This window comes from Maribacter sp. 6B07, assembly GCF_002700155.1.
Lineage (GTDB): Bacteria > Bacteroidota > Bacteroidia > Flavobacteriales > Flavobacteriaceae > Maribacter > Maribacter dokdonensis.
This window is the reverse complement of record NZ_PDUT01000003.1, coordinates 164,140-184,432: the sequence shown is the minus strand read 5'-3', so window position 1 is coordinate 184,432 and position 20,293 is coordinate 164,140. Positions and strand designations below refer to the sequence as shown.

The following is a 20,293-nucleotide window of genomic DNA, read 5'->3' as shown; positions in this document are numbered from 1 at the left end:
CTTTAGATTACATTAGGCAAATTTTTCTTTATAAAGAAATTTTCCAAAATCTAGGATATTCTCTAATGGTGTATTATCGAAAACATCAAAAATTGTATTAACAGATTTCTCAACGGCAACATCAGTTTTTTCAAAAGCTGCAGAATCATCCGACTTCCAAAAATTCATTAAAAATAAGGTCTGCAACCAAGCCCCTTCTGAAAACAAGTGTGGATTATGCTTTGTTATCTTACTAGTCTTTTGCTCATTTCCTTCCGTAATAAGGCGTTTGGCGTAATCTTTTACATTTTTTCTAAGATCCTTTAATTGGGCTAGATTTTTCAAAGGACTCTCTGCACGTTCCATGATGTACAATACATAACTTCTATTCAAGGTCAAAACCTCAAAAAAAGTGTAGAAGAACGTAAGCATTTTATCTCTATTGGCATATGATTGATAATCTGCATTTTTTTCTATGACATTGATTGTATTTTCAAAAAAGGAATTCCAAACTCCCTTCTTCAAAGCCTCAATAGAACCGAAATACAAATAAAAATCCGCTTCTTCAATTGCATTGACCTTACAGAACTTATAGACCGTTTTTGGCAAATGTTCATGCTCCAAAACATAATCCATAAACTTGGCTATTATAACTTCTTTAGTAACCTTTTTAGCTTTAGCGCACATATCTTTTTATTTAAAAATGGCAGAAAAAATGAACAGTAGAAAATAATTCATGCTGGTTTTTGTAATAAGAACGTGCCACCTAGCAGTAACACGTTCTTAACAACCTAACCAATAAATAATCAACGTGTGATTGTGTTTGAAAAACTTTTTCATAGCAATTATTCCCAATCACAGAACAAATATACATTATGTTTAACTTTTTTATTTAAAAATTAAACAAAAATATTTGTTAAACTTTTACGACCCTTCAACTGTCAGTTTGTCACTCTTACCTACTATGGTATTTTTTTTGTCCTTACCCGTGAAGCAAACATTTAACAATGGTCACGATGAATGTGGCATAAAACATATAAAAAATGGCAACAGGTAAAATTAATGTGTCGGTAGACAACATTTTTCCACTGATCAAGAAATTCTTGTACAGTGATCATGAAATTTTTCTAAGAGAACTCGTTTCTAACGCAACAGATGCAACTTTAAAATTAAAGCATTTGACCTCTATTGGAGAAGCCAAAGTAGAGTATGGTAACCCCATTATCGAAATTAAGGCGGACAAAGAAGGTAAAAAACTTCATATCATTGACCAAGGTCTTGGTATGACAGAAGATGAGGTTAAAAAATACATTAACGAAGTAGCATTTTCAGGCGCAGAGGAGTTTTTGAACAAGTATGAAGATACTGCAAAAGATTCTGGAATTATTGGTCATTTTGGTCTAGGATTCTATTCTGCATTTATGGTAGCACATAAAGTAGAGATCATTACAAAAAGTTACAAAGACGAACCTGCGGTACATTGGTCATGTGACGGTTCTCCAGAGTTTGTAATGGAACCGGCAGAAAAAGAAACCCGTGGAACAGAAATAATTCTTCATATCGCAGAAGACTCAACCGAGTTTCTTGAAGACAGCAAGATCAGCGGTTTGTTAAGCAAGTACAACAAGTTTATGCCTATTCCAATTAAATTTGGAATGAAAACGGAAACTTTACCGAAACCGGAAGATGCAAAAGAAGATGACCCAGCTCCTACCCAAGAAGTAGATAATATCATTAACAACCCTAACCCAGCATGGACAAAACAACCGGCTGATTTAGAAGCAAAAGATTACCAAGAGTTCTACAGAGAATTGTACCCAATGCAATTTGAGGAGCCATTATTCAACATTCATTTAAATGTTGACTATCCTTTTAACTTAACGGGTATTCTTTATTTCCCTAAATTAACAAATGATCTTAATGTACAGAAAGACAAAATTCAGTTATACCAAAATCAAGTTTTCGTAACAGATAACGTTGAAGGTATTGTTCCTGAATTCTTGACTATGTTACGTGGAGTTATAGACTCTCCAGATATTCCGTTAAACGTTTCTCGTTCTTATTTACAGGCAGATGGTGCCGTTAAGAAAATATCTTCTTACATCACCAGAAAAGTTGCCGATAAACTAAACTCTTTGTTCAAAAACAACAGAGAAGATTTTGAAGCTAAATGGAACGATATCAAAATCGTTATTGAATACGGAATGCTATCTGAAGACAAGTTCTTTGACAAAGCAGATAAATTTGCACTTTACCCAACCGTAGATGGTTCATACTTTACATATGATGAGCTATTGGAAAAAATTAAAGATGCACAGACAGATAAAGATGGTAAAACCATAATTCTGTATGCTTCCGATAAAGAAGCGCAACACAGCTATATTGAAACAGCCAAAGCTAAAGGTTATGAAGTATTGCTATTAGACTCACCAATTATTGGTCACCTAATGCAAAAACTTGAAGGTTCTAAAGAGAACATATCTTTTGCTCGTGTAGATGCAGACCATATAGATAAGTTGATCCAAAAAGAGGAAACTCAAATCTCTAAACTTTCAGATGAAGAAAAAGAAACTTTGAAAAAAGAATTGGAAGAAGCTATTACAGATAAAAGCTTTACCGTTCAATTGGAAGCAATGGATAGTGACGCTTCTCCGTTCACCATTACAGAACCTGAGTTTATGCGCCGTATGAAAGAAATGCAGCAGACCGGCGGTGGCGGTGGTATGTTCGGTATGGGAGCTATGCCAGATATGTATAACCTTATCGTCAATACCAATCACCCATTGGTCAGCGAGTTTTTAAATACAAAAACTGCGAAGAAAAAAGAGCGATTGATCAACCAATCACTTGACTTGGCAAAGTTGTCCAAAGGCTTACTTAAAGGTAAGGCATTAACAGAGTTTATTAAACGTAGTTATGAGATGGTGAAGTAAGTTCCTTTTCCTATAATTTTCATAAGAGCCACTACAAAAAATGTAGTGGCTTTTTTGTTAAATGTTGTTATCTTTCAACAAAGAAATAATATATGAAATACAATTCACCGAAGTTTAAAAAATGGTTAGATACTTTACAACAAGAAAGTTGGCAATTAGAATTGATTATTTCGGGATTTGCTATTTATGGATTGTTTGCTGCTTATGAGCCTTTGAAGCTAAAAGCAATAACTAGTAACATTTCTGGCGTTGAACAATTTGGAACGATCTGGGCAATTGCATTAATATGTTGTCAAATATTTACTTTCAACTTAATTATTCACGTACTTCTAAGAGGTTTATGGATAGGTGCCATAGGCTTAAGGTATGTTTCCGGCGATATTAATTACGCTTCCCTTAATTATTCCGATAAATTCACCTCCTATTTAAAGAAAAAAGTTGGATCATTTGACCGTTACATAGCCAGCCTCGAAGCCTATTGCAGTATCATTTTTGCAGCTTCATTTTTAATGATATTTTATGTTATCGGTTTTTTTACAGTAACCATTAGTTTCGTTTTAATTATTCAAAGTTTCGAACTTCTTACTTTTCTTCCAAAATGGGCAATACGAACTATAATTATTACATTCATAATCCCATTTTTTCTTTCATCTATAATAGTTTTTATTGACTTTTTAGGTCAAGGGTTTTTAAAAAAGAAAAAATGGACATCAACATTATATTTCCCTATCTACTGGGTGTTCAGCAAACTTACTTTATCATTTTTATATCGTCCATTAGCTTATAATTTTTTAGACAATAAATTGGGTAAACGCTTAAGTTTTATTTTACTTCCCATTTACCTTATAGTTGTTATTATTAACACTTTAGAATATAAAAGCTCAAATTATCTAAACTCAACAAATTATTCTTCTCAATATCAAATACTAAGCGAACATTACGATAATCTATCAACTAAAGAAACATATTTTATTAATATAGCTTCAATCCCATCAAAATTAATTGAAACAAGATTTCTGCCTGTTTTTTTATTACATAATAAAGAAATGGAAGATTTTATATATGATAAAAACTCTAACCTTATACCTAAGGACGATAATAGAGGTTTTCAATCTTCGACAACTAATGGAATTAAAAGCGGTTTTAATGATGCTGCTGGAATAAAAGATTCATTGAATTTAAAAGAATACCTTAAAACTGTTAATGAAATCTACAAGATACATATAGATTCAAATATATACTTAAGTGATTTTATTATTAGCTCAAATGCAAAAGACAGAATGGGTTTTGAAACTTATTTAAATATTAAAAACCTAGATGAAGGAAAACACATTTTGACTATTACCGGACCTACAAAAGAAAATAAATTGGATTCAGAATCTAAGACTATTGAAAAAGTATTAGTTAACATTCCCTTCTGGTACTTTCCAGAGAACATTTCATCATCTAATACTCAAAATAACAGAATAGCAGCTGATACCATATTAACCAATTAAGACTATAGCTTATTATTGAATTTAGAAATTTGTAAAATTTAAGTATTAAAATCGTTGATTAACGATTCACAGAACCTGTTTTTAACCAATTTAATAACTGTTTGGTCAACTTTAAGTAAACCTATTACCATATTTATTGGTGCTTTTTTTATCTTCACCGCATGAAGGTGATTTCTACAAATTTAGGAGACCCGGTTACTTTTGAATGGAACGGTGCCAATGAGCAAACCGGCATCTTTAAATACCCAACATCTACATCGTTATTTTTAACTGAAAATGATGTTAAGAACGATACGGTTATAGACCGTGTACATCATGGCGGCTCAAATAAAGCGTGCTACCTTTTTTCTGCCGATTACTATGATTATTGGAAAAGCCGCTACCCGGATTTGAAATGGGACTGGGGCATGTTTGGTGAAAACCTAACGGTAGACGGCTTTGATGAATCTAAAGTACGTGTTGGAGATATTTACAAAATTGGCGAGGCTATTGTACAAATTACCCAACCACGTGAACCTTGTTATAAACTAGGAGTTAGATTTGGATCACAAAAAATACTTAAAGAATTTATTGACCATAACCACCCGGGCACTTACGTTAAAATCTTAAAGGAAGGTAGCGTAACAAAAGGTGATGAGATAATTTTAGTTGAGCAATCTAAAAACACTTTAACCATTCAGCAATTTTATGAACTAATGTTCTCAAAAGTTAAATCAAGAGATTTACTTGAACTGTTCATGAACAACGAATCTGTACCACAGTACAAGAAAGATAGGTTCAAAAAGTACTTATCTTAATTTTTAATACCCATCTTAATGAAAAACATAATAATTGCATTTGCCTTAATAACTGGGCTTTATACCCAAGCCCAACTAAAAACTAATGGAGAGGTTTCTACAAATCCTACCGTTCATAATGTTGGCTTCATAACTTTATTGGCTCATTATTATGACGACGGATTAAAACTGAATCCGCTGAACGCCACTTTTCAAGGTGATAATAGATATAATGACACCCTACCTAATTTTCTTTCTGATTCGTTTAAGAAGGAATTGGTAAACTATTACCAAACGTATTTAGAAAGAGCTGAAAAATTTGAAGACGCAAAACTTTCTGAAAGTGAGCAAATGTCCAAAGAAATTCTTAAATGGGAGTGTAAGGTTAACTTAGAAGGTCTTGCTTTTGAAAATTATACGCCTATTGATCAGATGTGGTCAATGAATCTTATGATGGGGCAATTAGCAGGTGGTACAAGTGCACAGCCATTTAAAACAACCGACGACTACGTAAACTGGAGTAAGCGTTTAGAAGATTATGTGGTATGGCTTCAATCTGCAAAAACTAAAATGCAAGAGGGTATAAAGGCTAAAAATGTTCTGCCAAAATCACTTATCAAAAAAGTTTTACCGCAGTTAGCCAGTGTTGCAGATGCCAAGTTAGAAAACAATTTGTTCTATTCTCCAATTAAGAACTTTCCAGCTGACTTTAGCGAATCAGATCAATTAAGGTTGACGGATACCTATACGAAAATCATTAACAACAAAATTATTCCTGCCTACAAAGAATTGCATGATTTTATGGCAACCGAATATCTAAATGCCGGCAGAGAAACCAGTGGTATACAAGGTATACCCAATGGAGATGCTTTTTATGCGCACCAAATTAAATTATACACTACCACTAATTTAACGGCAGATGAAATTCATGAAATTGGGTTAAAAGAGGTTGCCAGAATTAGTGCAGAAATGGAAAACGTTAAAAAACAAGTTGGCTTTAAAGGGGATCTAAAAGCATTTTTTAATGAAGTTCGCGCTAAAAAAGAGTTAATGCCATTTACAGACCCCCAACAGGTTATTGATAATTTTAACGACATTCATAAAAAAATGATGCCCAAGGTAAATGCCTTGTTCAGCAAACAACCGAAAACTCCGTTCGAGGTTAGACGAACAGAGGCTTTCAGAGAAGCATCGGCCAGCGCAGAATACAATCCCGGGTCTTTAGATGGTACAAGACCAGGTATTTTCTATGTTCCCATACCAGATGTTACTTCTTACAATACGTATTCTGACGAAGATCTGTTTTTACATGAAGCTATACCAGGTCACCACTTTCAAATTTCATTGACACAAGAAAATGAAAGTTTACCACAGTTTAGAAAGACTCTTTGGTATAGTGCCTATGGTGAAGGTTGGGCATTATATACAGAATCATTAGGTAAAGAATTAGGACTTTACACGGACCCTTACCAATATTTTGGGATGCTTGGTGCAGAAATGCATCGTGCAGTTCGTTTGGTGGTAGATACCGGTCTACACTCTAAAGGGTGGTCTAGGGAAAAAGCAATTCAATATTCTTTGGATAACGAGGCTGAATCCGAAGCTAGTATTACTGCAGAGATTGAAAGATATATGGCAAACCCTGGTCAAGCCTTGTCCTATAAAATAGGGCAGCTTAAAATTTTAGAACTTAGGGCAAAAGCTGAAGCCAACCTTGGTAAAGATTTTGACATTAAGGTTTTTCATGAAAAAGTTCTTGAAGTTGGCTGTGTTCCATTAGCACTTCTAGAAGAAAAAATAATGAACTGGATTTCAGCTAATACAAAAGCATAACTTTATTCACTTATGACATATCCTTGGCATTTATATGTAATGGGCGCAATTTATATTATTGCAGGTACCTTACATTTTATAAAACCCAAGGTATATCTGAGAATAATGCCCAGGTACCTTCCGTTTCATAAAGCTTTAGTCTTATTAAGTGGTATTGCTGAAATTATTTTAGGTGTAGGGTTGTTTTTCAAAGAAACAAAAGACCTTGCTATTTATGGTATAATAGCGATGTTAGCAGTATTTTTATTGGTTCACTTTTATATGTTGTCTAGTGAAAAGGCTAGTGCCGGTTTTCCTAAATGGGCACTTTTATTGCGACTACCAATACAATTTGCCCTTATGTACTGGGCATTTACGTACTTAAAAGTATAGAAAACAAAAAAGGGGACGCTCCCGTCCCCTTCTTAATCAACTTAAATCAACTTAATTAACAACAAACTCTTCAGTATATGTTTTACCAGCTGACTTCACTGTTACAGTGTAAGTACCTGGGAAAGCATCTGCGAAATTGAAAGCTTTTTCAACGATCATTTCGTCTGCTACTTCTTGTGTAAATACTGTTCTACTTTCTGTATCGTATATCTTTATAGATAATTTAGACTTGTCTAAGTTTAAATAGTTCATGAAGATCATGTTATCGGTCTTTCTAAAGAAAGGCTTGATATCTTCATCAGATTCTACGATTTTCACATCATTGTTATCTAAAACAATAGTATATGAATATTTTGTCATGTTATCATCGGCAGATAGGAAGTATACACCATCTGTCAAATCTTTTAAATTTAATTTCTTGCTAAAATGACCCTGTGTCATTTTCTCTGAATAAATAACATTTAAATCAGAATCCATTAACTTAACCTGTACACCGTTAGAAGATGCATCCATCGTTAAAACCACACTCTTGGCTTTTCCTGCAGATAATAGGTTTAACTTTGGCTCTCTTGCCATGCCTGCTACTGTAGCGAACATAAAGGCAACAACTGTTGTGAATTTTACTAGGTTTTTCATAATAAATTATTTTACGGGTTCATTATAATTTACACTACAAACATACAGCCGTTATAAAGCTCTTACTACATCATATTTTCCCAATTTATGTTCTATTTTAACCTACTTACATACTCGTTATTACCCCTATGTTAAGATTACACATATTTTAGTTAATTTTGCAAAGAACATCTAAAACTTGATGTTTAATTTTATAGTACAAACAAGTATTACCATGGTAAAACATAAACCTACATTTGAAGCCATAAAGCCCGATTTTGGTCATTCATTTACTTACCAAAAGTTTGATGAGAACAGAATTAACCGAAATAACCTGTGGCATTACCACCCAGAACTAGAACTGGTATATGTTAATGGTGGCTCAGGAAAAAGACAAATAGGTAGTCACGTATCTTATTATACAAATGGCGACCTTATATTAATAGGTAGTAATTTACCACATTGCGGGTTTACCGATGCACTTACCGGTAACACCAGTGAAACCGTTGTGCAAATGAAAACCGATTTTCTTGGAACAGATTTCTTTAAGATTCCTGAAATGAAGAAAATTGAAAAGCTTTTTAATAGTGCCAGCGGGGGTATTGCTTTCTCTGGAAAAACCAAAAGAAAAATTGGTGATAAAATGGAAGTGTTAGAATATCAAACAGATTTTCAGCGCTTACTTTCCATACTTAATATATTGAACGACCTCGGAAATTCTGACGATATGCGCTTGTTGAACGCAGAAGGATTCTCTTTTGCTACAGATGTAAAGGATAATGACAGGATAAATATCGTTTTTAATTTTGTCAAGAATAACTTTAGGGAAGAAATTACCTTAGAGCAAATTTCATCTATGGTCAGTATGACCATACCCTCTTTCTGTAGATACTTTAAAAAGATCACCAATAAGACCTTTGTACAATTTGTAAATGAATACCGTTTGGTACACGCTTCTAAACTTTTGGCGGAAAAACCATTAAGCATTACTGAAGTTTGTTTTGAATGTGGTTTCAACAACTTTTCTCATTTTAATAAATCGTTCAAGGCATTTACAGGGCAAAACCCCTCAGAATATAGAAATGAATTAAAGAATGTTTTGGTGTAAGTTTTATACCTTATATATAGTATCAAAATTTTACAGCTTCCGGATGGTGTTTTCATACACTATCCGGATTTGTTTTTTTATCCTATTGTTTACTTTTTTTGAGCTACAACAAAATATGAACAAGTTTCTACTTTATCATTTCATGTAGTACCTTTATCACGCTATGAATAAAGAATTTACAGAAAGAGAATTAGACCGTATTATTGAAATGGCTTGGGAAGACCGTACTCCTTTTGAAGCCATAACTTTTCAATTTGGAATTAGCGAACAAGAAACCATTGAAGTTATGCGTCGCGAAATGAAACCAAGCAGTTTTAGAATGTGGCGCAAACGTGTTCAAGGTCGTGCTACAAAACACGCCAAACTTCGTACAGATGATACGGATAGATTTCGATGTTCTAGACAACGAAACATCTCTGGCAATAAAATATCTAAGCGCTAATTATTTAAAAGCTTCATTTAAAACCGCCGCTAACCTAACGCCTCCTTTTTGCAATTGATCTTCTACGGTGTGCCACCAGTCGTAACTATAACGGTAGCTTAATTTTTCCCCAACCTCTACTGAGGCATATACTTTCTCTGCCAATAAGTGAGATTCTTCAACCCAATCTAGCAAAGATCCTTTTTGCAAAAACTTAATTTGTTGCTTGGACATTTTAGGATATTCCACAGCAAGCTCTGTAAAACTCATTCCATTTTCGTCTATCAAATTGGAATCCCAAAGCCTATGCAAATTGGTACCATTGCCAAACCATTGCAATTGTATATCATTACCTCCTTTATCCTCTGCCCTACCCACATGCATAGGTTGATGTAGATCACCAATAAGATGAACCAAAAACTTAAGATAAAATGCCTTGTCTTCCTTACTACTATTCTTGTCCTTAATGATTTCCAAACAGGTTTTCACCCCTTGTACCAAATCACCATATTCGTTCTTTTCTATTTCATCATAAGTTTTCCCAAAAGGAATGTTTACATAATGCCATGCGCTAAATTTGCGATAGGCACGATCAGATTTTATTTCATCTGCAAAATTTGCAACAGCAGCCAAGCTTTCACCTTCCAATAAATCATTGATCGCTCTCTTTGCTTTTTTAGTCAAATGCTGCTCTGCAACTTCACCTACTACCCTATGCCCGGTTTTTGACCAATACATATCATTTGCAAATGTAACATTGGCTGCTAGTACCAATAAAAAAAAGATATACTTCATCGTCTAAATTTTGCCCAAAAATAGTACATCAGAATTTAAGGTATTGTTAAAACTTGGTAAGATTAAATTTATATCAGAACTTGCATAAATGATGAAGAAGAAACGTAGCAGCACTAATAGAAAAAAAGGATTACTTAAAATTATAGGCTTAGGTATTCTCTGTCTTTTTGCATTGTTTATACTTTTTATCAGTAGTATAAATATTGGGTTATGGGGGAAAATCCCTTCAAAAAAGGAGCTTTCCAATTTTCAATATCAAATGGCATCAGAAGTATTTACCGCAGATAGTGTATTGATCGGCAAATATTATTTATATGATAGGCAACCGGTGGCGTACGAGGATTTTCCAGAACATTTGATACACGCCTTGATCGCCATTGAAGACGAACGTTTTTATGAGCACTCTGGTATTGATATTAGAAGTCTTGTTCGGGTAGGTTTTAAAACTATACTTTTAGGTGATAATTCATCTGGCGGTGGCAGCACGTTAACCCAACAATTAGCGAAAAACCTGTACCCAAGAAAAGAAAGAAATAAAACAAATATAGTTGTCAATAAGGTCAAGGAAATGATCATTGCCAAACGATTGGAGAAAACTTACTCTAAGAAAGAAATACTGACCAATTACTTAAATACCGTTTCATTTGGTGATAATACATTTGGTATAGAAAGCGCTGCCCTTAAATTCTTTAATACCAGAACCAAGGATATTTCTGCTCCACAAGCTGCCACTTTGGTAGGGATGTTAAAAGCTACGTATGGCTACAATCCTAGAATTTTTCCAGAAAAAAGTTTGGGCAGACGTAATTTGGTATTACGTGCCATGTACAACAACGATTTTATTACGGAAGAACAGGTTACAAAATTTTCTCAAGAAGACCTTGATCTAGATTATAGGGAATTTGATTACAACGCTGGTATTGCACCCTACTTTAGGGAGGAAGTTCGTAGAAAAATGTTGCGTTGGATCGCTGTACAGAATGAAAGTGGAACAGATTATAATATCTATACCTCTGGACTCAAAATTTACACTACGCTTAATTACAAGATGCAACAATTAGCTGAAGATGTAATGGTAGAACATATGTCTAAGCTTCAAAATAGTTTTGAAAAAAGCTACGGTACCAATGCACCATGGTTAAAGGATAAAAAATTGATGGAAAAAATTGCCAGGCGAACTTCTACCTATAAAAGATTACAAAAATCCGGATTAACTCATAAGCAGATTATTGATAGCCTATCTAAAGACAAGCAAAAGAGAATTTTTAAATCTTGGCAAGGTGACGAAGAACAAATGGCAAGTACTATGGATAGTATTCAACACTATACCAAATTCCTAAATACCGGTTCACTTGCGGTAGACCCCACAAATGGTGACATCTTGGTATGGGTTGGTGGTATTAATTTTGAGCAATATAAGTATGATCATATTTCTCAAAGTAAACGCCAGGTAGGGTCTACTTTTAAACCCATTGTGTATACCACTGCAGTAGACCAAGGCATTTCACCCTGTACCTATTTCTCTGCCGAAGAAATAGCATATGATAATTTAAAAGGCTGGTCTCCTTCCAATTCTGGTGATAAGGATGAAGCTTACCTCAACTACTCTATGGAAGAAGGGCTTAGCAACTCTATTAATACTGTTGCCGTAAAAGTTCTGGAAAAGGCAGGAATTGACAACGTTCTTCTCATGGCAAAAAATATGGGTATTAATAATGAACTGCCTAAAGAAGCTTCTATTGCGCTTGGAACGGGAGAAATAAAAATCATTGATTTAGCACAGGCCTATACCAGCTATGCCAATAACGGAAAACACATTGAGCCAAACCTGATCAAAAGTATTTCTAATCATAGAGACTCGGTTTTAGTTGAATTTAATTCTGAATTAAACGAAAAGTCAGCATTTTCAAAAGAAACCGGACAGATAATGATAGAAATGATGAAATCTACCGTTAATTCTGGAACTGCAGCAAGACTTAGAAGCACCTATGGACTCAAAAATGATATTGCCGGTAAAACCGGAACAACACAGAATAATAAAGATGCTTGGTTTGTTGCCCTTACCCCTAAACTTGTTCATGTTACTTGGGTAGGCCTAGATCAACACGAAATTGGTTTTAGCAATACAAGCATTGGACAAGGTGCCAATGCTGCCCTACCCTTGTTTGGACTTTGGATGAAAGAATTGAATAAGGACAAGCAATTTAATACATATACAAAACCGACCTTTCCAAAACCGACTGTTACGGTACAAGAAGCTTTAAATTGCGACCCAATAAAGCGCGATGGTTTTTTTAAACGTCTATTTAAGAACCCCAATAAAAAGAAGAGTAAAAAGTTTAAAGGTTAAAATCATTCAGGTATTAAAATTCGGTTTTAGTTACATTTTTTGTGTTTTTATTACAGTTGTACAACTTATTTAACAAACAAAAACTTAAATTTGGTTGACTACCAAACTTTTACCAAAATGACCAAATACCTAAGTACTTTAGTGCTTATACTTTTTTGCATACTTTTAAATGCCCAAACCAACAACAAATCATTTGTTGTAAAAAAAATAACCGCCAACATAACTCCCGATGGTCTTCTTGATGAACCCGTATGGATAGAGGCAGACAAAGCGGATAAATTTTGGCAATACTTCCCAACAGATTCTGTACAATCTAAAAAGCAATCAGAAATTAAAATGCTTTATGACGACAAGAATCTTTACGTTGGAATAACCATTTACACAGCTGGCCAAGATTATTCAATACAATCGCTAAAACGAGATTTTAGAGCTGGCAACAGTGATAACATTACCTTGCTCTTTGATACTTTCAATGATGGAAACAATGCTTTTCTATTCGGTATAAACCCTTATGGTGTAAGACGAGAAGGTCTAGTTTCAGGTGGTGGACTAAACCTTAACGGATTTACTATTTCATGGGATGTGAAGTGGCGGGGAGATTCTAAAATATATGAAGATTACTACACTTCTGAAATGGTTATACCATTAACTGCCTTCAAGTTTAAAGAAGGGGAAACAAAATGGCGTTTTAATAGTTATAGATTTGATACACAATCTAACGAGAACAGTACTTGGACAAATATTCCCCAAAATCAGAATATTTACGGTCTCACCTTTATGGGTGATATGATCTTTGAACAACCATTGGGTAAATTCCGTACGCCACTTGCTGTTATTCCATATATAAATATGGGGTCACAAAAGGACTTTGAATTGGATGAAGCCAATACAAAACTTAATGTAGGTGGAGATGCCAAAATTGCCATTGGCAATAGTATGAATTTAGATGTTACGGTAAATCCCGATTTTTCTCAAGTAGAGGTAGACGACCAGATTACGAACCTCACCAGATTTGAAGTTTCCCTGCCCGAAAAAAGACAGTTCTTTATTGACAACAGTGACCTTTTTGGCAGCTTTGGTGGTGGTAGAGATGCAAATCCGTTCTTCTCAAGACGTATAGGTATAGCCAAAGATACTGCAGACAATACTATAGAAAATAAAATAATTGGCGGTGTACGTTTAAGCGGCAAGATCAATAAAGGGCTTAGATTGGGTTTTCTAAATCTACAGACCGCTGAAGATATTGAAGAAAATATAGCTTCGAACAACAACACCATGTTGGCGCTTCAGCAAAATGTTTTTGGACGTTCCAATATTGGAATGTTCTTTATCAATAGACAAACGTTTAAGGACTATGATTTTCAAGATGATGAAGATCGTTATAATAGGGTTGCCGGTATTGATTATAACTTAATATCGGATAACAATATATGGAATGGTAAATTCTATCTACATAAATCATTTGCACATGATGCAGGCAAGGCAAATCTTTCGTCAGGAGCATTTATGCAATACAATTCTAGAAACTGGAATTTTTTTGAGGACTTAGTTTATATAGGTGAAGACTTTAGGTCCGATCTTGGTTTTATTCGTAGAACAGATATTTTTAAGACAGCCACAATGTTTGAGCGTGTCTTTTGGCCGGAAAACAGTGCTTTACAGAGTCACAGTTTTCAATTTTTCCCAGTGTTGACCTGGAGTCCAGAAAATGATTTTTTACATACAGACTATGACCTTATGGGGGCTTGGGAATCTAAATTTAATGACCAATCAGAAATAAATGTATCATACACCCATTCCTACACCTATTTATTCGAAGATTTTGACCCTACCAACTTAGATGATGCCATACCACTACCCGGAATGCTTGGCTATCATTATAATTTTATTTCATTGGAATACCAATCTGACAGCAGAAAAAGATTTGCTTATAGCATTGAACCTACGTTAGGAAGCTTTTTTAACGGAGATAGATTTTCTTTGGGAGCTGAAATGTTTTTAAGATTTCAACCCAAAGTTTTTTTGTCATTGGCCATGAACTATGATAAAATATCGTTACCGGAACCCTATTCAAGTACAGATATTTGGCTAATTAGTCCTAAAATAGATGTTACCTTTAGCAAGTCTATATTTTGGTCTACGCTGGTACAATATAGTAACCAAAGAGATAATTTAGGTTTTAACTCTAGGTTGCAATGGCGTTTTGCTCCATTGTCAGATTTATTTATAGTGTATAATGACAATTATTTTGTCAATTCGTTTGAACCCAAATATCGTTCTATCAACTTAAAACTTACCTACTGGTTAAATATTTAAAATGAAATTCAAAATCCTTTGCTCAGATTTAGATGGTACAATGCTATCTTCTAAAAGTGACGTTTCTAAATATCTTATTGAACAGATCAATAAAATTAAACATGAAACCAACATAATTCTAGTGTCCGCTAGAATGCCCAGCGCTATGTATTACATTCAAGAAGATTTAGGTATTAAGGAGCAGCCTATAATATGTTATAATGGTGCTTTGGTACTATCTGGCAATACTGAAATCACATCTGTATTCATACCTATTTCCGTTTTAAACCAAATTTATTTGTTGTGTAAAGGGCTTAATGCAGACTTAGGTCTATATTATAAAAATGAATGGTACGTTCCAAGAACATCGGTACGTGTAGAAAAAGAAATTAAATACACTAAATCTACCCCTACTTTTCAAGATACCGATACTACTTTAAGCGATTGGAATGAACGAAAGATAGGTGCTCACAAAATTATGCTTATGTGTACTAAAGAAAGTGCAGATGAATTAATGCCTATTCTTAATGAAAAATTGGGTGCATTACTGAATCTTTACCGTTCTAACGATACTTTAATTGAAATTGCCCCAAAAGAAGTTTCAAAACTATCTGCTATACAGCTGCTATTAAAAGACCATGAAACATTGCAAGATGTAATCGCATTTGGCGATAATTATAATGATATAGATATGCTTTCAAATGTAGGCTGCGGTGTTGCCGTTGCAAATGCAAGAGAAGAAGTAAAAGCTATTTCAACTTATATAACTTTAGAAAACACCCAAGATGGTGTAGCGCATTACATTGCAGAAAACTTAGTGAATTAACTATATTTGAAATTAGCAACTTACCTATATGTATATGCCACACTTAATTGCCCAGCCCATAATAACAAATGACACTGTAGTTTTTGGACTTTTAGCACTATGCTTAGGTTTCATCTTTTACACATCAAATAAAAAAACGGGCTTCTGGAGCAAGTTCTATTCCATAGTACCGGCTGTTCTTATGTGCTATTTATTACCTGCAATACTGACAAGTACCGGCATAGTTTCCGATGAAATTTCCAATTTATACTTTATGGCAAGTAGATATCTTTTACCGGCTGCCTTGGTACTTATGACCTTAAGTATAGATATTAAAGCTATTAGCAACTTAGGCTCTAAAGCAATTATTATGTTTTTGACCGGTAGCGCAGGTATTATTATCGGTGGCCCCATTGCTATTCTTATTGTATCTATCTTTTCACCCGATACAGTTGGCGGTAACGATTTTGATGCTATTTGGAGGGGACTATCTACAATTGCCGGTAGTTGGATCGGTGGTGGTGCCAACCAAGCTGCCATGCTAGAAATTTTTCAATATAACCCTGAAAAATATGGTGGTATGGTATTAATTGATATTGTGGTAGCCAATGTATGGATGGCCATTGTATTATTGGGAGTTGGTAAAACCAAAAGAATTGATTCATGGTTAAAGGCAGATACTTCTGCTATTGAAACCTTAAAAATAAAGGTGACCGAGTTTACGAAGAAAATTACCCGTGTACCTACCTTGAACGATTATATGATTATGCTTGCCTTGGCATTTACAGCAGTAGGTATCGCTCATTTTTTTGGTGATTACATGAGCACATATTTAACCAGTAGTTTTGATGTAGTAAGCGACCAAAAGAGTTTTTTATCCTTCTTAGGTTCTAGTTTTTTCTGGATGGTGGTAATCGCTACTGGTTTAGGTATAGCACTTTCTTTCACCAAAGCTAAAAATTATGAAGGGGCGGGTGCCAGCAAAATTGGTGGAATGTTCATTTATATTTTGGTTGCCACCATTGGTATGAAAATGGACCTGGGCAAAGTTCTTGAAAATCCAGGATTGATCGCCGTTGGTTTTATTTGGATCAGCATTCACGCAGGATTAATGATATTAGTGGCTAAATTGATAAAAGCTCCGTATTTCTTTCTAGCGGTAGGTAGCCAGGCGAATGTTGGTGGCGCTGCTTCTGCACCTGTTGTAGCTGCTGAATTTCACCCTTCTTTGACCTCGGTAGGGGTACTTTTAGCTGTTTTAGGCTACGTTGTAGGTACAGGTGGCGCATTGTTATGTGCATATTTGATGGAAGTGGCTTCAAGCTTATAAACAGACCTTAGTTACTAACAAATTAAAAAGTTGGCGTTCTTAATTATCAAATTTTATAGATATTTGCGCCCTAAATCAGAAGAATGAAGAAAATATTATTCGTAATTACTGCACTATTGGCGTTGAGCTCTTGTGGTGATGACACAAAAGAAACTCTAATTGTAAACGGTAAAATAAAAGGTTTAAAAAAAGGTACGCTTTACCTGCAACATGTACCAGATTCAGTTTTAATTACTGTAGATTCGGTTGCCATTAACGGAGATGGAAATTTCTCTTTCAAAACCAAATTATCCAGTCCTGAAATATTTTATCTGTATTTAGATAAGAAAGATAATAACGATATCAATGACCGTATTACTTTCTTTGCGGAACCAGGTACGATGACCATAAATTCCGATTGGAATACATTTGATACCACAGCTAAAATTACCGGCTCTGAAACTCAAAAAAGACTTGAAGAATACAGAGAGACCATGTCTGGCATTAATAAGAGAAATATTGAAATTATGATGAATGCCGCGCAAGCAAAGGGTGACGTAAGTGCTGTGAGTATTGATTCCCTAGAAAATATCAGCAATAGAAATTTACAACGCGGCTATGCTTTTGCCATTAATTTTGCTCTTAACAACAAATCATCCTTTATTGCGCCTTATGTTGCACTTAAGGAAATACCAGATGCCAACAAGAAATATTTAGATTCTATATATAGTGTGCTATCACCAGAGGTGGCAGCATCTAAATATGGTAAAGAGCTAGCTGCACTACTTGGAAAGAATTAATACAATTACCAAATTGGTATAACTAAAAAAGCATCCTAATGATTAGGATGCTTTTTTATTTCTAAAGGAATTTTGAATTAAGCCAACTTGTTTAGGTCTTCTACCAATTTAGTTGCTTTTGTTTCCAAATCACTTCTTACTTCTTTGAAATGTGCTTTTTTGTTCTCAACATCATTCTTATTGACTTTAGCCACCAATTCATCAAATGTTGCTATTGCCTCATCAATAATGGCAGTACCCTCTTTTGAATGCGTAGTACCGTTGGTTGCCTCTACTATATAAACACCTTCTATAATGTCACCAAGAACATTATTAATATCTTTCTTTAAATTTTTAATACTTGCCATCTCTAATTATTTTTTACAAAAGTACAATTTTTGGTTTGCCGTATTGTTAATTACAGCTTAAATAGTAACCTCTAACAATTTAGCTCCTGTAGATTGTAATGAAATTTTCTGTGTAGATGCTGGTAATAGTGCCGTTTCACCACTCTTAATAGCTACTTCACCTTCTGCAGTACTGATCTTAGCTTCACCGCCAACACACATAAAAATGGTAAACGAATCTCTATTTACCGTATCCAATTCCAAGTTTTCAGTAAGCTCAATAAAGTTCGTTTTAAAATATGGGCAATCTACCATGGTATTTACTTCATTTTTTTCCTGGCTATAAGAAACTTTAAAATCGTCTTTCTTTTCATAGTCTACAGCATCTAATGCCAAGTCTGTATGTAACTCCCTAAGGTTTCCATCTTTGTCTTTTCTATTGAAATCAAAAACACGATAGGTAACATCTGAAGTTTGCTGGATCTCTGCCAACATTACCCCTGCCCCTATAGCATGAATTTTTCCGGTATTGATAAAGAATGTATCCCCTTCTTTAACTTGCTCATAATTAAGAAGATCAAGTAGGGTATCATTAGCAACACTTTCAGCATATTCTTCTTTGGTAACATCTTTATTGAAACCAACTATAAGCTCTGCCTTAGGATCTGCATCCATAATATACCACATCTCTGTCTTTCCAAAAGAGTTATGACGTTCTTTTGCCAAGGCATCATTTGGGTGCAATTGAATAGATAGGTCTTGTTTTGCATCAATGAATTTTATTAAAATGGGAAATTCCTTTCCAAAACGCTCAACAACGCTTTTCCCTAACAACTCCTCGCCATTGGAATCTATTAATTCTTGAAGCGATTTACCTTCTAAACTTCCATTGGCCACCACCGAAATATCTCCTGGCACGGTAGATAATTCCCAGCTTTCACCGGTAATATCACTCTCTATTGGTTTTCCAAACACCTCTTTTAATTTGGTGCCTCCCCATAGCCTTTCTTTTAAAATAGGCTTAAATTTTAATGGATGTATCATTGATTGTTTTTTTGTTGGTCTACTAAATTAAACTAATAACGAAAAATAAAGTTTTTTCTTACATTTTAAATTTATCCGGAAAATGTAACATAGTTTCTAGGTGTTTCATAAAGAACCACTTCAAGCTCATGACTTTTTTGAATATGCGAACGCAATCTTTTCCAAATAACTACTGCAATATTCTCAGCCGTAGGATTTAAACTTTTAAACTCTTGTACCTCAACATTAAGGTTTTTGTGATCTAAATAATCTTCAATCTCTACTTTGATCAAATCTTTTAACACCTTCATATCCATTACAAAACCTGTTTCTGGATCTATCTCACCTGTTACACTTACAACCATTTCATAGTTGTGACCATGAAAATTAGGGTTATTACATTTACCGAAAATTTCAGTGTTTTTATTATCATCCCAATCTTTCCTATATAATCTATGGGCAGCATTAAAATGTGCTTTTCTACTTACCTTAACCTTCATCATTTCGCCGGCGTATTAAATAAATGTTCGTAAAACTTATCGAAGATAATCTTAAACCACGCTGTATAATCGTTGGGATTTTTAGAAATATCCTCTTTTACAGCTTCCGGTGACATCCATTTCCAGGCTTCTACCTCATCAGGATTTATGTTAGGTTCTGAATTAAAATTCCCCAACATAACATGATCATATTCATGTTCCGTTAATCCATTATCAAAAGGAGCTTTATATATAAAGGAAAATAACTCTTTCAATTCAGCCTGAAATCCCATTTCTTCCTGCAACCTTCTTTTGCCGGCTTCAATATTAGATTCACCAACGCGCTGATGGCTACAACATGTATTGGTCCAAAGTAATGGAGAATGATATTTTGATGCCGCTCTTTGTTGCAACATGATATCTCCGTTGTCATTGACAATAAATACTGAAAATGCCCTATGCAACACCGCCTTTTCATGGGCTTCCATTTTGGGCATGGTACCAATTTGTTCGTTATCTTGATTTACGAGAATTACCTGTTCTTCCTTCATAACGTAAAAATAAGGCGTTTAACTTAT

Annotated in this window: 19 protein-coding genes; 12 read left to right on the top strand and 7 right to left on the bottom strand. The window is 34.5% G+C overall.

Annotated elements, in window-relative coordinates:
* Positions 1 to 12: 12 nt before the first annotated feature.
* The gene (locus tag CSC80_RS13365; RefSeq protein WP_074669735.1) at positions 13 to 666 is read right to left on the bottom strand and encodes a TetR family transcriptional regulator C-terminal domain-containing protein; all 654 of its coding nucleotides are present in this window, start codon (positions 664 to 666) and stop codon (positions 13 to 15) included.
* A gap of 356 nt (positions 667 to 1,022) precedes the next feature.
* Here CSC80_RS13365 and htpG point away from each other — a divergent pair, with 356 nt between their 5' ends.
* From htpG to CSC80_RS13340, 5 genes are all read left to right on the top strand, one after another.
* A complete protein-coding gene (gene htpG / locus CSC80_RS13360) occupies positions 1,023 to 2,912 on the top strand; it encodes a molecular chaperone HtpG (RefSeq protein WP_058105795.1) in 1,890 nt (629 codons plus the stop codon).
* A gap of 92 nt (positions 2,913 to 3,004) precedes the next feature.
* Complete coding sequence (locus tag CSC80_RS13355) at positions 3,005 to 4,408, top strand: hypothetical protein (RefSeq protein ID WP_099192494.1); 1,404 nt, start codon at positions 3,005 to 3,007, stop codon at positions 4,406 to 4,408.
* A 161-nt stretch (positions 4,409 to 4,569) separates the two neighbouring features.
* Positions 4,570 to 5,205, top strand: a complete 636-nt coding sequence (locus tag CSC80_RS13350) for an MOSC domain-containing protein (RefSeq protein WP_099192484.1) — start codon at positions 4,570 to 4,572, stop codon at positions 5,203 to 5,205.
* Between the two features lie 18 nt (positions 5,206 to 5,223).
* Positions 5,224 to 7,017, top strand: a complete 1,794-nt coding sequence (locus tag CSC80_RS13345; RefSeq protein WP_099192483.1) for a DUF885 domain-containing protein — start codon at positions 5,224 to 5,226, stop codon at positions 7,015 to 7,017.
* Positions 7,018 to 7,029: 12 nt separating this feature from the next.
* A complete protein-coding gene (locus tag CSC80_RS13340; protein WP_071340037.1) occupies positions 7,030 to 7,389 on the top strand; it encodes a MauE/DoxX family redox-associated membrane protein in 360 nt (119 codons plus the stop codon).
* 51 nt (positions 7,390 to 7,440) lie between these two features.
* Here the strand turns inward: CSC80_RS13340 and CSC80_RS13335 are convergent, their stop codons facing one another.
* On the bottom strand, positions 7,441 to 8,025 hold the full coding sequence (locus CSC80_RS13335; RefSeq protein ID WP_058105678.1) for a hypothetical protein: 585 nt from the start codon (positions 8,023 to 8,025) through the stop codon (positions 7,441 to 7,443).
* 214 nt (positions 8,026 to 8,239) lie between these two features.
* Between CSC80_RS13335 and CSC80_RS13330 the strand changes: the two genes are divergently transcribed.
* Positions 8,240 to 9,112: an AraC family transcriptional regulator gene (locus CSC80_RS13330; protein WP_058105794.1), complete on the top strand. Its 873-nt coding sequence runs from the start codon at positions 8,240 to 8,242 to the stop codon at positions 9,110 to 9,112.
* Positions 9,113 to 9,275: 163 nt separating this feature from the next.
* Positions 9,276 to 9,554: a TIGR03643 family protein gene (locus CSC80_RS13325; protein WP_071340039.1), complete on the top strand. Its 279-nt coding sequence runs from the start codon at positions 9,276 to 9,278 to the stop codon at positions 9,552 to 9,554.
* On the opposite strand, the gene CSC80_RS13320 is transcribed toward CSC80_RS13325, so the two are convergent.
* Positions 9,555 to 10,328 carry a S1/P1 nuclease gene (locus tag CSC80_RS13320; RefSeq protein WP_099192482.1) on the bottom strand — a complete coding sequence of 258 codons (774 nt, stop codon included), beginning with the start codon at positions 10,326 to 10,328 and terminating at the stop codon, positions 9,555 to 9,557.
* 88 nt (positions 10,329 to 10,416) lie between these two features.
* On the opposite strand from CSC80_RS13320, the gene CSC80_RS13315 reads away from it, so the two are divergent.
* The 5 genes from CSC80_RS13315 to CSC80_RS13295 all read left to right on the top strand — a co-directional run bounded on the left by CSC80_RS13315 (position 10,417) and on the right by CSC80_RS13295 (position 17,887).
* Positions 10,417 to 12,678: a transglycosylase domain-containing protein gene (locus CSC80_RS13315; protein ID WP_099192481.1), complete on the top strand. Its 2,262-nt coding sequence runs from the start codon at positions 10,417 to 10,419 to the stop codon at positions 12,676 to 12,678.
* 117 nt (positions 12,679 to 12,795) lie between these two features.
* Positions 12,796 to 14,994 carry a DUF5916 domain-containing protein gene (locus CSC80_RS13310; RefSeq protein ID WP_099192466.1) on the top strand — a complete coding sequence of 733 codons (2,199 nt, stop codon included), beginning with the start codon at positions 12,796 to 12,798 and terminating at the stop codon, positions 14,992 to 14,994.
* Position 14,995: 1 nt separating this feature from the next.
* On the top strand, positions 14,996 to 15,799 hold the full coding sequence (locus CSC80_RS13305) for a Cof-type HAD-IIB family hydrolase (RefSeq protein ID WP_099192465.1): 804 nt from the start codon (positions 14,996 to 14,998) through the stop codon (positions 15,797 to 15,799).
* A gap of 34 nt (positions 15,800 to 15,833) precedes the next feature.
* Complete coding sequence (locus tag CSC80_RS13300) at positions 15,834 to 17,108, top strand: DUF819 family protein (protein ID WP_099192464.1); 1,275 nt, start codon at positions 15,834 to 15,836, stop codon at positions 17,106 to 17,108.
* Positions 17,109 to 17,191: 83 nt separating this feature from the next.
* Positions 17,192 to 17,887: a DUF4369 domain-containing protein gene (locus CSC80_RS13295; RefSeq protein ID WP_058105672.1), complete on the top strand. Its 696-nt coding sequence runs from the start codon at positions 17,192 to 17,194 to the stop codon at positions 17,885 to 17,887.
* Between the two features lie 77 nt (positions 17,888 to 17,964).
* On the opposite strand, the gene CSC80_RS13290 is transcribed toward CSC80_RS13295, so the two are convergent.
* The 4 genes from CSC80_RS13290 to idi all read right to left on the bottom strand — a co-directional run bounded on the left by CSC80_RS13290 (position 17,965) and on the right by idi (position 20,266).
* Positions 17,965 to 18,234, bottom strand: a complete 270-nt coding sequence (locus tag CSC80_RS13290; protein ID WP_058105671.1) for a hypothetical protein — start codon at positions 18,232 to 18,234, stop codon at positions 17,965 to 17,967.
* Between the two features lie 57 nt (positions 18,235 to 18,291).
* A complete protein-coding gene (locus tag CSC80_RS13285; RefSeq protein ID WP_099192598.1) occupies positions 18,292 to 19,254 on the bottom strand; it encodes a type I phosphomannose isomerase catalytic subunit in 963 nt (320 codons plus the stop codon).
* A gap of 74 nt (positions 19,255 to 19,328) precedes the next feature.
* Complete coding sequence (locus tag CSC80_RS13280; RefSeq protein WP_074674652.1) at positions 19,329 to 19,736, bottom strand: 6-carboxytetrahydropterin synthase; 408 nt, start codon at positions 19,734 to 19,736, stop codon at positions 19,329 to 19,331.
* Positions 19,736 to 20,266: an isopentenyl-diphosphate Delta-isomerase gene (gene idi / locus CSC80_RS13275; protein WP_099192463.1), complete on the bottom strand. Its 531-nt coding sequence runs from the start codon at positions 20,264 to 20,266 to the stop codon at positions 19,736 to 19,738. Before idi ends, CSC80_RS13280 begins: the two co-directional genes overlap by 1 nt.
* Positions 20,267 to 20,293 lie beyond the last annotated feature (27 nt).